The organism is Lentzea kristufekii (genome assembly GCF_033949925.1).
GTDB classification, from domain to species: domain Bacteria; phylum Actinomycetota; class Actinomycetes; order Mycobacteriales; family Pseudonocardiaceae; genus Lentzea; species Lentzea kristufekii.
The window spans coordinates 167,338-180,688 of record NZ_JAXAVV010000012.1; the positions used below are offsets into that span (position 1 = coordinate 167,338).

Here is a 13,351-nt window from a genome sequence, read left to right on the forward strand (position 1 = left end):
GACCGAACGCGGTCAGCGGTGGTCAGGGTTTGACGGCGACCCCGGCGAACGGGACCTCGTTGATCTCCGGGTTGGCCGCGAAGTCGCCCTCGCCGTCGGGCCGCCACGACGGGCAGCCGACGAGCCCCGGCTCGACCAGGTCGAACCCGCCGAAGAACGCGAGCACCTCGTCGTGCGTGCGCGGGAAGGCCTGGTTCGCCGAGCTCCTGACGTTGTAGGTCTGGACGGCCTCGTCCATCCCGGAGGGCTTCGCCTCGGCCGACGCGTGCGACAACGCGAGGAAGCTGCCGGGCGCGAGCCTGTCCCGGTACTGCCCGACGATCGCCGCCGGGTCCCACTCGTCCGGGACGAAGTGCAGCACCAGCAACATGAACAGGCCGACGGGCCGGTCGAAGTCGATCAGCCGGCCGGCCGCGGCGAAGATCTCGTCCGAGTCGCGCAGATCCGCCTGCACCACCGCCGTGTCGCGGTCGCCCGCGAGGATCAGCTCGCTGTGCGCGACCGCGACCGGGTCCCTGTCGACGTAGACGACCCTGCAGCCGGGCGCCTCCGCCCGCACGATCTCGTGCAGGTTGCCGACGGTCGGGATGCCGGAGCCGATGTCGAGGAACTGCCGCACGCCCTGCTCTGCCATGTGCAACGCGGCCCTGCGCAAAAACGACCTGTTCAGCCGTGCCGCGTCGCGGACGCCGGGCATGATCTGCAGGATCTTCTCGGCCAGCGCGCGGTCCGGGGCGAAGTTGTGGCCACCACCGAGCCAGTAGTCGTACACCCGAGCGGGTGACGGCACCGTCGTGTCCACACCTGGCGGGACCCAGCCGAGGTTGTTGCTCACCGGCTGAGCGTACTTGTGCACACCGGTCCGGCTGAATGGATGAGCATCCGATCGTGTGCATCTGCTCGCCACCACTGGACGGATGGCCCTAGGTTGTTCGGGGTCGCACGAAAGGGTGGTCGCGATGCCGAGCGTCACGACGGTGCCGGGCCGCTGGCCCCTCATCGGGCACTCCGTCACGCTGCTCAGGTCGCCGGTCGAGTTCCTGTCCTCGTTGCCCGCCAGCGGTGACGTGGTCAGGATCTTCCTCGGTCCCCTGCCGGTGTACCTGGTCACGACGCCCGAGCTGGCGCTGCGGCTGCTCACGTCCGACAAGTTCGACAAGGGCATCGTGTTCGACAAGATGCGCCCGCTGTTCGGCAACGGGCTCGCCACGTCGAACGGCGCGTTCAACCAGCGCCAGCGCCGGATGGTGCTGCCCGCGTTCAGCCGTGCGCGCGTGTCCACCTACGCGGAGAACGTGATCACGACGCTCGCCACCGGCCTGCGGGACTCGTGGCACGACGGTCAGCGCCTCGAGTTCGACCTGCTGATGCAGGACTTCGTGCTGACCGTCGCCGGGCGCACGTTGTTCTCCGCCGAGCTCGGGCAGGAGGTGCTGGCCGAGATCAAGCGCTCCATCCCGATCATGCTCAGGCACGTCCTGGTGCGCGCGTTCTCCCCCGGCTTCGTGGAACGGTTGCCGCTCAAGGCGAACCGCGAGTTCGACGAGGCCGCCGCCCGGCTGCGCGAAGCCATCCCCGCTGTCGTCGTGGGCGCGCGCGAAGAGGGCACCGACCACGGTGACCTGCTCTCGGCTCTGCTCGCCGCGCGCGACGAGGACACGGGCGAGGCGATGACCGACGAGCAGATCCACGACGAGGTCGTCACGATCCTCACCACCGGCGCGGAGACGACGGCGGTGGCGCTGGCCTGGTTCTTCCACGAGGTCGGCACGCGCCCCGAGGTGCGCCGGCGGTTCCACGCCGAGGTCGACGCCGTGCTGGGCGACCGGCCGGCGACGTTCGTGGACGTGCCGAAGCTCGAGTACACCGGCCGGATCATCAACGAGGTGCTCCGCCGCACCCCGCCGATCATCCTGATGCGCCGGGCCCGCGAGGACGTCGAGATCGGCGGCGTGCTCGTGCGGAAGGGCTCGGAGATCGCGGTCTCGCAACACACCCTGCACCGCGACCCCCGGTGGTTCCCGGACCCCGGCGGGTTCGACCCGGACCGTTGGGAGCCTTCGAGGGCCGCGGCACTGCCGAAGGGCGCCTTCATCCCGTTCGGTGCCGGCTCGCGGTTCTGCCCAGGTCATTTCCTCGCCCACACGGAGATCGCGATCGCGGCCGCGACGATCGCCACCCGGTGGGACCTCGTCCCCGTTGCGGGACAACGCGTCTACGCCCAGGTGAAGGCCACCATGCAGCCGAACCAGCTGCCCCTGGTGGCCACGAGAAGAAAGCCTCCAGCGTGAAACTGCTGCCCGTTCTTGCCGCTGTGCTGGCGATGACGTCGCTGACGCCTGCCGCGCACGCCTCCGGTGCCGACTGTTCGCTCACCACCCTGCCCGTGTCCGGCCCGACCGGCACCGCGACGATCTCCGGTCAGCTCTGCAAGCCGCTGGGCGTGAACCCGGACTCCGTCCAGCTGCTGGTGCACGGCGGCACGTACAACCGCGCGTACTGGGACCTGCCGGGCGTGCCGGAGTCCTATTCGTACCAGCGGAACATGGCCCGCGAAGGTCGTGCGACGTTCGCGGTCGACCGGCTCGGCACGGGTGCTTCGACGCACCCGCCCAGCCTGCCGCTGCTGATTTCCGTTGAGGCGCGGACGATGCACGAGGTGGTGCAGCACCTGCGCGCCGGTCGTGTCGGTGGCACCGCCTATCGCAAGGTCGTCATCGTCGGGCACTCCGTGGGGTCGGGCATCGTGGCGCTGGAGGCCGCGACCTACCACGACGTCGACGGCGTGGTCCTGTCCGGCATGACGCACATGCCGGCCGTCCCGGTGCTGACACTCGGTGCGGCGCTGGGACTTCAGCCCGTGTTCCTCGACGACCTGCTGGCGAAGCTCGGCAGCGACCCGTTGTACTTCACGACACGGCCGGGTGCACGGGCCGGGTTGTTCTACGCCGTGGACGGCGCCGAGCAGGCCGTGGTGGACGCGGACGAGGCCACGAAGGACCAGGTTTCCGTGCCGGGCATGGGAACCGTGGCCGTGTTCGGCATCGTGCTGCCCACGACGTACGGCATCGACGTGCCGGTGTTCCAGGCGGTCGGCAGTGACGACGTGCTGTTCTGCGGCCTGCTGGCGTTGCGCGACTGCTCGGACGCCGCGAACCTGCGCGCCCAGGAAGCCCCGTACTACCGGCCGGAAGCCCAGCTGCAGACGTACGTGCTGCCGGGCGCGGGTCACTCGCTCGGACTGCACCGCAACGCGGAGGACTACCGCGACGCGACCCGCGCCTGGCTGGGTTCTAGGTTCGGGATGTGAGCCGGGCGGCCGACGTGCCGATGCCCGACGGACCCTGGCTGAACGCTCCCACCTTCACCGGGGTCCGGATCTCGTCCTCGCCGTAACGGCTGGTCTCCTCGTGCCAGTTGAGGATCGCGACGATCCAGTCCTTCAGCTCGTCGGCGTAGCGGGTCAGCGACGCCCGCGTGGCCGAGTCCAGTGAGAAGTCCTCGAACATCTGCGGCAGGTGCGTCTCGACCGAGGAGAGGAACTGCCCGAGGCGGGCGTCCATCAACGAGAAGGTCACTTCGAAAGCGCGGGACTGCGAGACACCGAGGAAGTTCTCGATCACCCTCACCATGTTGTGCACCTCGCCCTCGTACTGGATCTCCTTCAGGTACGAGAACACGTCGTTGACCAGGCAGGCGTAATCCATGGCCGACCGCTCCATGGTCTGGATGACCCGGGTTCCCCAGATCTCCGGCGGCACCGTGGTCGAATGCGAAAAACGCGACAGGGAGGTCGTCAGTTCGGAACCGAACGTCGACCGCCGCATCTCCAGGTAGTCGATCGGGTCCGGAATGCGGTTCTGCTGGATGTTGACGACTTCCCACATCCACGCGTCGACCATGTCGTCCACGGTCTGCCGGAACGTCGCGCGGAACTCGGCGGACATGGGGCCGGCGGTCTTCTGCCACAGGTCGGCCAGGCTGCGTTCCATGGCGTTGACCGGCACCAGGGTCAGCACCATGTCCAGCGGCATGCACTGCTTGAGGCGTGCGGTCTGGAGCTTCAGGCCGGCCAGGTCGCGCAGGCGCCCGAACACCCACGGGTAGACGTCGTCGGCATAGGTGCCCCAGGTCAGCCAGCACGCCGAGAGGAACAGCTCGGCCGGGGTCGCGTCCGGGTCCAGCCCGGACGAGCACAGCGCGAGGTCGAACCCGCGGTGCTTGGCCTCGTCCCAGATGCCCTCGCTGTGGATGCCCATCTCCCGGCCCCACCCGATGATCTCCTCGCGCACCTGGTCGAGGTGCGGCGACAGGGTCAGCGTGAACGGGACGTCGAAGGACGGCAGCGTGTACGGCTCGACGATCTTCGGCGTGCTGGAGAACTGCCTGAGCCGCTGCGGCATGGTCTTGGCGTACGAGCCGAAGACGCCCAGCTGGGGCTTCGGGTCCTTGTTCATGTACCGCGACGACCGCAGGTGCCACTCGTGGCCGCCCGCCTGCCAGTCCTGCAGGCCCTTCACGTAGCCCAGGACGGCCGCGCGCCCGATGGGGTCGATGGTGTGCTCGTCCAGCAGGATCGGCACCTCGGTGAGCGCCGTGTGCTCGAACTGGTGCAGCCGGGAGGTCAGCAGGTCGTTGACGGCCTCGGCGGCCTGCTGCGTGGGCAGGTCGAGGAACTTCTCGAACACCAGCACGCCGTTGGAGAGCTCGCCCTCGTCGAGCACCTCGCGTTCGTAGGAGAACAGGTCGTTGCGCAGGTGCACGGCGTCGCTGAACGTGTCCCTGAGGACCCCGATGGGCCGGGACAGGGCGATGCGTGCGGGCACTTCGAGGCCGACGGCGTGCTCGACGAGGTTCGCGGACCACGGCGCGCCACCGACCTTGCGGCGCATCTCGATGTACTCGATGGGGTTGGACAGCCTGCGGGCGCTGATGTTGTGCAGCTCCCACATCGACTCGTCCAGCAGGTGCTTGGTGTTGGCGGCGAACCGTTCGCGCCAGTCGAGCGAGTGGGTGGGCACGGTGCGCCGCCAGAGGTCGGCGAGGCCCTTCTCCACCGGGTTCTCCGGTGTGGCCGTGATGGCACCGTTGACCGGCATGAACAGCGGCAGCCGGTCGAGGTAGGCCTGCGCGCCCTGGATGTCCGGGTTCCGCTTGTAGAGCTCGACGAAGTGGTCGTCGAAGTAGAAAACCCACACGTACCAGTCGGTGATGAGGTCGAGCGCCTCACCGTCGCAGTCGGGGTGGGTGTACGCGCAGAGCAACGCGTAGTCGTGCGACTCCAGGTCCTCTTCCGTCCAGATGACGGTGCCGTGCTGCGGCACGTCGATCATGTCCATCTCGCGTGCCCAGGCGCGCGTGTGGACGCGGGCGCGTTCGAGGTTCGGGTTCAGCCTGGCCGGGTGGGGCGTGTAGAACTCCGGCAGCTGGAACGGCTGCATGTGCGTTGGACCTCCGCGCGTTGGGCTGACGCACTGCACGCAACCAGCCCGACGCACGGGGACGCCAGATGGTGAAACAGTGATCCACACGTGCGTGGATCACTGTCGCCCGTTCAGCCCAACCCGGTTCACCCCGCGCACACTCAGCGCACGAGCGACTGGGCGCTGAGCTTCACCGCGAACGGGAATTGCAGCTCGATGATTTCTTCACCTTCGGAACGGGCCTGCTCGACGTAGACGCCGTTTTCGAGGTGCAGGCACCGCAGCCACGGACTGTCGTAGTCGATCATCCAGTAGTTCTCGCAGCCGACTTCCTGGAACTTCGCCCGCTTGAGTTCGAGGTCCACGTGCCGCGTGCGGGGCGACAGGACCTCGACCGCCAGCACCGGCGGCCCGATGAGCGCCTGTTTCGAGAACTGCTCGCGCCGGCCCACCACCAGGTCGGGAATGAAGACCGTGTCGTCGGCGAGCACGACGTCGACCGGAGCCGGGAGGACCTCGAGCTCCGGTGGGCAGACAGCGGTCAGCGCCACCAGCAGCCGGGCGACGACCCGCTGGTGCACGGGGCGGGGTGAGGGGCTCATGACGAGCACCCCGTCGACGAGTTCGAAACGGTGCCCGTCATCAGGCATCGCCTCCAGGTCCGCCCACGTCAGTGGTCTGCCGTGGGGAAACGTAGGGACACCACCCATGGTGCGTTCCACCCCCGTGTCGTGGCCACTGCCCGCCGGACGGATCCCGGCGATGCCATTAGACAAGACTGGTCCGTTTCTCACGACTCGCAAGCCCCTTTTGGCCGACCCCGCACCACTGCACGCACACGCCCTCGTCACCACCGTCCCGCAGGGTGAGCGACGGTTGGTCCTGCCGTGGAAGGCACCACCCGGACGGAGCAGCGTGATGGTTTCAATCGAACAAGTGGCTAATTTCTGATCAATTTTCGGGCGATTTTTGATAACGCACACCGCCCTGTCAATTGCCCGCGAATGCGACCCTAACGGAATCTTACGGACGAGCCAAGCACTCTGTTGGAGCAATACCCGGTCGCATTCCCCTGAATCGGTGTGATCGCGGTGGGGACGATGTGGGGACGGGCTTCACCACCCTCGGTGGCGACACCACCGAGGGGAGCAGAGGATGCGCAGGACGTCGGACAGGATCGCGCAGTGGGTGGCCTTCGCCGTGCTGGCGGCGGCCGTGATCACGCTGGTGGCGCTGGGGCTTTCGCTCTAGCGAGGGTCTGTTCCGCGAACGCGACGGCCCGCGGCTGGGGCGTGCTCCTGGCCGCGGCCACCGCCTCCTCGGCACACCGGACGGCGGCGGCCCGGTCGCCCAGCGCCAGGTGCACGGCGGAGAGCTGCCCGAGCACGCGGTCCACGCTCCACCAGCTGCGCTCCCGCACGATCACCAGGCACCGGTGCAGGTGGCCGAGGGCCTCGGCCGGTCTTCCGCCCAGCTGGGCGTCGAGTGACAGGGAGACGAGCAACGCGGCCTGTCCGATGTGGTCTCGCACGTCCTCCATGGACGCCAGCACCGCGTGGTCGTCGGGGAGGTTCGTGTACGTCCGGCACAGTCGTACCGCCTCACGCGCCAGCTCACGTGCGACGGTGTGGTGGCCCATTTCGTAACGCCAGTAGGCGTAGTCGGTCAGGGCGAGCGCTTCCCCGCGGCGATCGGCCGACTCGCGGTAGGCGACCAGCGACCGGTCCGCGTGGACCAGGCACTCCTCGTCGGCGAACGCGTCGAAGTGCACATGAGCGATGTTGTGCAGCGTCAAGGCGGTGGCCCGGACATCACCGTGTTCCTCCATCAACGCGACGGCCTCGCCCATGTACGCCAAGGCCTCCTCGGTCCGGCCCAGCTGGGCGTGGTGGATGCCGATGTGGTGCAGTGCGGCCGCCACCCCGGTCGGCGCACCCGCCTGCCGCATCAGCACGACACCGCGTTCGAAGTAGTCCAGAGACCTGTCGTACTCGTTGCGTTCGCGCGCGATCATGCCGAGCAGGCCCATCACGGACGCCTCACCGCGCAGGTCACCGATCTGCCGCATGAGGTCGAGCGCCTCGCGCAGGTCCTTCTCCGCCTTCGGGTCGCCGTCCTCCATGTACGCCGAACCCAAGCCCCGCAACGCTTCCGCGCGTGCCTTCAGGTCACCGAGGTGGCGTGCGGCGCCGAGGGCGACGTTCAGCACCTCGACCCGCTCCCTGCCGGAGCCGCGCAACAGCAGGTAATGGGCGAACTGGTGCGGTAGCTGCCACGCGTGGTGGAAGAAGCCTTCGTACGCCGCGAGGTAGACGGCGGCCCTGAGGTTCAGCCGCTCGGCCTCCTGCCACGCCAGTGCCTCGAACGGGGTGCGGAACTGCGGCGGGTCGACCAGCTCGTGGGTGACGGCGGAGTCGAGTTCCGGACGGCCCGGGGCGATCCTCCGCGCGGAGTCCTCCGCGCCGCGCAGGTAGTGGTCGAGGATCCGCGCGATCGCCTCCTTCCTCTCCGCCGGATCGACCGACGCCTTGGCGTGGTCCGCCAGGAGGTCGTGGAAGCGGTAGCGGCCGTTCTCCTTCTGCTGCACCAGGTGCGCGTCCAGGAGTTCGTCGAGCAGCCGTTCGGCCTCGGCACGGGTGGTGCCGATGACGGCGGCAGCGAGGTGCGCGTCCCAGTCCTCGCCGGTGTGCAGGCCCAGACACCGGAACAGGCGCTGCTGCTCGGGCGTGAGTTGCTGATAGGACAACGCGAACGCGCCCGCGACGCTGCGTTCCCCCGCGGTCAGTTCCGTCAGCCGCTGCTCGGTGAGGCGGCGGACGAGGTCCCGTGCGGACCAGGCCGGTCGGGTGCGCCAGCGGGCACCGACGATCCGCACGGCCAGCGGGAGGTACCCGCAGAGCCGCACGACCTCCCGGCAGTCCTCGTCCTTCCTGCGGGCGATGCTCGCCAACAGGTTCAGGGAGTCCTCTTCGGACAGCACGTCCAGCGAGATCGTGTGGGCGGCGTCCAGGTCGACGAGGCGGCGCCTGCTGGTGACCAGCACGAGGCCCGTACCGGGCAGCAGCGGGCGGACCTGGGCGGTGCTGCCCGCGTTGTCGAGCACCACGAGTGCCTTGCGGTGGGCCATTTCCGCCCGCCACCGGGCGGCGCGGGCGTCCAGGCCGTCCGGGATGTCCTGCGCGGGCACGCCGAGTGCCGTCAGCAGTTCCAGCAGCGCGTCCGACGGTGTGCGCGGCTCGACGCCCGCCGTGTAGGAGTGCAGGTCCACGAACAGTTGCGCGTCCGGGAAGCGAGCGGCCAGCCGGTGGGCGGCGCGGACCGCGATCGTGGTCTTGCCGATACCCGCCATGCCGTCGATGGCCGTGATCGCGACACATCCGGACGGTACGGCGGCGAGGATCTCGTCCAGATCGGAGGCACGGCCCGCGAAGTCGGCGATGTCGCCGGGCAGGTCGTTGCGCACGCGTGGCCGGTTGTCGGCCGTGAGCACCTGCTGGTGCGCCTGCTGCAGGTCCTTGCCGGGGTCGAGGCCGAGCTCCTCGGCGAGTCTGCCGCGGATGTCGTCGTAGGCCTGCAACGCCTCGGTCTGCCGATCGCAGCGGTGCAGCGCCACGATCAGCTGCGCCCACATCCGTTCCCTGGTCGGGTGCTGGCGGGTGAGCGACCGCAGTTCGGGCACCAGTCGCTCGTGCCGGCCCGCGCGCAGGTCGGCCTCGATCCGGGCTTCCAGCGTTGCCAGGTACTTCTCGGTCAGCGCGGGCACGTGGTCGCGTTCCAGCGCGTCGCTGCCGATGTCCGCGAACGGGCGGCCGCGCCAGAGTGCCAGCGCCTCCGCCGGCTCCAGCTGACCGAACCGGTGGACGTCGACCTCGTCGGGCCGCACGTCCAGCAGGTACCCGCCGGGCCTGGTCAGCACGATGCCGGGCAGTGCCTCGCGGAGGCGGCCGACCGCGGTCTGCAGGGCGTTGCGCGAGCCGCCGGTGAGCTCGACGAGTTCGTCGACACCGACCACCTGGCCCGGACGCAGCAGCAGGGCAGCGAGCACCACGCGCCGCTTCCCCTGCGGGACGTGGACATGGCGCCCGTCGAGCACCACGTCCAGCGGCCCGAGCAGGCCGAACGACCTCACTGCCACTGACCCCAGTGCACGACCTCGTCGAACGGCTTGCGCTTGCGCGTGCGCGGCGAAGCGCCCTCGGACACGTCCTCCTCGGCGGCGTGCCCGATCGCGATCATCCCGATCGGTGTGTAGACGTCCGGCACCCCGAACGCCGCGCGCAGCTCGGGCCACGTCTCCTTGTCGGTGCCGAAGAACACGGCGCCCAGGCCCTCGTCCACGGCCGTCTGCAGGATCAGCAACGCGGCCATGCCGGTGTCGATGTCCCAGTACGGCACAGGCCAGCGGTCCTCCTCGCCGAGCGAGGTCCAGGCCTTGTCAGACTGGGAGTAGCGCTCGAGGTAGACGGCCTTGGCCGAGAACGGGATGACGACGACCGGCGCCGTCTTCGCCTCTTCCCCGCCCCACCACTCGAACATCTCGGTGAGCCGCCGCAACGGCTCGCCCTGCAGCACGAGAAAACCCTGGCCCTGCGAGAACCCCGCCGACGGACCGCGCACGGCGTTGCGCATGATCCGCTGGATGCTCTCGTCGCTGACCGGCTCATCGGTGAACTTGCGCACCATGCGCCGGCGGCGGACCACGTCCTGGAACTCCATCGCGACCCCCAGATAGTCGAGCCTCGACCGTATCAGCGGCCGGGCTCGCCCACTCAGAGCCGGCGAAGCCCTGCCAGCACCCGTTCCAGCAGCATCCCGTCCGGCCTGTCGCCGCCGTACGACGACGCCGTGCGGTGCACGTCGATCAGCCCGTGTCCGGCCATGTCGCCGAGCAGCACCTTCGTGACACCCAGCGGCAGCCCGCGCAGGGAGGCGATCTCCGCCACCGAACGGGGCTGCCTGCACAGGGCCAGCACGTCCTGGTGTTCCGGGCGCACGGCCGTGGACGAGAACTCGTTGACCGAGACCAGGGTCTCGATCTCCAGGTGCACGTCGGACGTGGTGCGGCCGCCGGTCCACGCGTAGGCGCGCACGATCGACGACGACGAGTCGATGCCCGTCTCGACGGACGGCAGCGGCGGGACCGGCTCGAAGGCCAGCGTCGCGTACGGGTCCGGCTTCTGGACGGGTTCCGCGGAACGCTCGGGCTTCTTCTTGCCCCGCTTGCGGATCCTCTCGCTGTCGAAGCTGAAACCGCTGATCAGATCGCCGAAGTTGACCTGTTCGTCGGGCTCTCTCATGCGAGCTCGGCCCGCAGCTCGGGCGTGAGCAGCTGGCCCACCTGCCGCACGACGACGGTCATCTCGTAGGCGATCTGCGCGACGTCGGCGGAGGACGTCGCCAGCACCGCGAGGACGGAGCCGTCGCTGATCGAGGACAGCAGCATCACGCCTCTGTCCATCTGCACGACCGTGCGGACGACCGCCTCGCCGGCGAAGCACTTCGACGCGGACTCGGCGAGGGAGACCACGCCGGCCACGATCGCCGCGAACTGCGGTGCGACGTGCGCCGGCAGCTTCGAGGACGAGATCAACACCAGGCCGTCCGCGGAGATCACCACGGCGTGCTCGATGCCGGGGGTGCGTTCGGCGAAGTTGGTGACCAGCCAGCCGAACTGGTCCACCTGCGTGCTCATCGACTCTCCTGGTTTTCGGGAAGGCCGCGTTGCACACCCCGCTGGAAGGCGTCGAGGAAGCCCCGGGCCGATTCCGGCGTCTGGCGTGCGGGCGCGGGGGGAGGCGGCGGTGCGGCGGCCTGCGTCGTCTGCTGGAACCACGAAGCTCGCTGCCGTTCGATCGTCTCCCCTCGGAAAGACTCCCAGGACTCTTGCCGTCGTGGTGCCAGTTCGGCCGGAACCAACACGATCGCGCGAGTCCCGGCACCTTGCTTCGCATCCAGACGTACCACGATCTGGTGGCGTGCGGCGAGCCTTCCGACGACGAAAAGTCCCATTTCGCGGAAGACCTGGACGTCCACGCCCTCCCCCGCGGCCTCGAGCCGCTGGTTGACGCCTTCGAGCGCCTCGGGGTCGATGCCGATGCCCTGGTCGACCACGTCGATCTGCACGATGTCGCCCGCCTCGATCGACGCGCTGATCGAGACCTGGGTGTGCGGCGGCGAGAACGCCGTCGCGTTGTCGAGGAGTTCGGCGAGCAGGCGGACCAGGTCGCTCGCCACGTAGCCGACGACCTCGGCGTTCGGTGCCGTGTGCACCATCACCCGCTGGTACTGCTCGATCTCCGCGGCCGCCGCGCGCAGCACGTCGGTGAGCGGGATGGGCTTGTGGAACCGCCGCGCCACGTCGCCGCCGGAGAGCACCATCAGGTTCTCGTTGTTGCGGCGCATCCGGGTGGCGAGGTGGTCGAGCTTGAAGAGGTTCGCGAGCTGGTCCGGGTCCTCCTCGTACTTCTCCAGCTCCTCCATCAGCTTGAGCTGGCGTTCGACGAGGCTCTGGCTGCGCCGCGAGAGGTTCACGAAGATGTTGCGCATGTTCGCGCGCATGCCCGCCTGCTCGATGACCGACTTCACGGCCTGCTGGTGCACCGCGTCGAACGCGCGCGCCACCTGGCCGAACTCCTCGGTCGTGTGCACCGGCACGGGCTCGATCTCGGTGCTGCCGCGTCCGGTCGCGACCATCTCGGGGAGCTTGTCCCAGGCCACGTCGAGTGCGGAGCGGCGCAGCGCGTTGAGCGAGCGCAGCAGGTAGCGGCCGACGACGAACCCGATGGTGGCGGCCAGGATCAGGCTGGCGAACAGGATCGCGGACGCCGTGCCTGCGGCGTCGCTGGACTCGTCGCGCAGGCGGTCCGCGGTGGCGCGCAGGTCGTCCTGCAACCCCGTGACCACGCTGCCCATCGACGCCACCACGGCGCCCGTCGCCCTGCTCCAGTCCGCGGCCGCGATCGGCAGCGGCTTGGGCCTGGCGGCGTTGGTGCCGTTGCCCGGGTTCGGCGCGTCGGAGGTCGGGTGCAGCACCGCGGCGGCCAGCATCGTGCGCTGGGCCTCGATGTCCGGGCCGTTGAAGTTCTTGCCGTAGGTCTTCATCTGGTCCGAGGTCGCGAGCGCGGCGAACTCGCCCGCGATGTAGCCGAGCTTGACGTTCGACTCGACCAGCGACCGGACCTCCGCGTTGGTCAGCTGACCGCGGGTGAGCCCGGACAGCACGACCGCCTGCTGGTACAGGACCTGGTCGCGCACGTGCACCACGTGGTGCAGGCCCATGGCCGTGCGCAGCAGCGCGGCGTCGCCGAACTCGCTCGCGATGACCTCGTCCACGTCGAGCAACGAGTCGGTGAGCTCGCTGTAGGTCTTGATCACGGCCGGTACGTCGCCGCCCGCCCGCTCGCGCAACGCGGGCAGGTCGCCGATGCGGCCCTGCACGTCGTTCATGCGGGCGGTCACGACCTCGCCGAGCGAGGTCTTCGCGATCTGGGCGCGCAGCGCCTCGCGGGCGTCGTCGGTGCGCTGGACCTGTTCGGTCAGGAGCTGCGGGCCGACGCCCTCGGCGACGATCCGCCGTTCCATCTGCACGCCCTCGATCACGGGGATCAGGGCGGCACGGACCTTCACCAGTCGCTGGAGCGCCGCGTAGGTCTCGGCACGGTCGATCTGGGAGTTGATCTGCAGCACGCCGGAGCCCACCGCGATGGTGACCGGAACGATCAACACCGCGGCGAGCTTCACCGGCAGGCGCCAGTTGCGCCAGTTGACGAGCGCGTTGAACATCAGACGAAGAGCTTGGCCGCGTTCAGGAAGAGCCGGTACAGGCCGTAGGCGAGCGGCAGGCCCACCCACAACCACGCACCGATCAGCAGCAACGTGCTTGATCGGCTCTCTTGGGGTGAGCTCACTTCTTCACCACGCCTTCCGCT

General features: G+C 69.2%; 11 protein-coding genes. 2 read left to right on the forward strand and 9 right to left on the reverse strand.

Annotation, left to right across the window (positions count from 1 at the left end; translation table 11 throughout):
• Positions 1 to 22: 22 nt before the first annotated feature.
• On the reverse strand, positions 23 to 835 hold the full coding sequence (locus SK571_RS24825) for an SAM-dependent methyltransferase (RefSeq protein ID WP_319986487.1): 813 nt from the start codon (positions 833 to 835) through the stop codon (positions 23 to 25).
• Between the two features lie 124 nt (positions 836 to 959).
• On the opposite strand from SK571_RS24825, the gene SK571_RS24830 reads away from it, so the two are divergent.
• Together SK571_RS24830 and SK571_RS24835 are read left to right on the forward strand one after the other, a co-directional pair.
• Positions 960 to 2,291, forward strand: a complete 1,332-nt coding sequence (locus SK571_RS24830) for a cytochrome P450 (RefSeq protein WP_319986488.1) — start codon at positions 960 to 962, stop codon at positions 2,289 to 2,291.
• Between the two features lie 32 nt (positions 2,292 to 2,323).
• Positions 2,324 to 3,310, forward strand: a complete 987-nt coding sequence (locus SK571_RS24835) for an alpha/beta hydrolase (RefSeq protein ID WP_319986616.1) — start codon at positions 2,324 to 2,326, stop codon at positions 3,308 to 3,310.
• Here SK571_RS24835 and SK571_RS24840 read toward each other — a convergent pair.
• From SK571_RS24840 to SK571_RS24875, 8 genes are all read right to left on the reverse strand, one after another.
• The gene (locus SK571_RS24840) at positions 3,294 to 5,441 is read right to left on the reverse strand and encodes a terpene synthase family protein (protein ID WP_319986489.1); all 2,148 of its coding nucleotides are present in this window, start codon (positions 5,439 to 5,441) and stop codon (positions 3,294 to 3,296) included. The genes SK571_RS24835 and SK571_RS24840 overlap by 17 nt on opposite strands.
• 143 nt (positions 5,442 to 5,584) lie before the next feature.
• Entirely contained in the window at positions 5,585 to 6,133 is a 549-nt protein-coding gene (locus SK571_RS24845; protein ID WP_266039622.1) for a Uma2 family endonuclease, read from the reverse strand.
• Between the two features lie 509 nt (positions 6,134 to 6,642).
• A complete protein-coding gene (locus SK571_RS24850) occupies positions 6,643 to 9,558 on the reverse strand; it encodes an AfsR/SARP family transcriptional regulator (RefSeq protein ID WP_319986490.1) in 2,916 nt (971 codons plus the stop codon).
• A complete protein-coding gene (locus SK571_RS24855; protein ID WP_319986491.1) occupies positions 9,549 to 10,139 on the reverse strand; it encodes a nitroreductase family protein in 591 nt (196 codons plus the stop codon). The genes SK571_RS24850 and SK571_RS24855 overlap by 10 nt, the downstream gene beginning before the upstream one ends.
• A 53-nt stretch (positions 10,140 to 10,192) precedes the next feature.
• Positions 10,193 to 10,720: a DUF742 domain-containing protein gene (locus SK571_RS24860; RefSeq protein ID WP_319986492.1), complete on the reverse strand. Its 528-nt coding sequence runs from the start codon at positions 10,718 to 10,720 to the stop codon at positions 10,193 to 10,195.
• A complete protein-coding gene (locus tag SK571_RS24865; RefSeq protein WP_319986493.1) occupies positions 10,717 to 11,115 on the reverse strand; it encodes a roadblock/LC7 domain-containing protein in 399 nt (132 codons plus the stop codon). The genes SK571_RS24860 and SK571_RS24865 overlap by 4 nt, the downstream gene beginning before the upstream one ends.
• Positions 11,112 to 13,205, reverse strand: a complete 2,094-nt coding sequence (locus SK571_RS24870; RefSeq protein ID WP_319986494.1) for a sensor histidine kinase — start codon at positions 13,203 to 13,205, stop codon at positions 11,112 to 11,114. The genes SK571_RS24865 and SK571_RS24870 overlap by 4 nt, the downstream gene beginning before the upstream one ends.
• Positions 13,205 to 13,330 carry an MFS transporter small subunit gene (locus SK571_RS24875; protein WP_319967897.1) on the reverse strand — a complete coding sequence of 42 codons (126 nt, stop codon included), beginning with the start codon at positions 13,328 to 13,330 and terminating at the stop codon, positions 13,205 to 13,207. The genes SK571_RS24870 and SK571_RS24875 overlap by 1 nt, the downstream gene beginning before the upstream one ends.
• Positions 13,331 to 13,351: the final 21 nt, after the last annotated feature.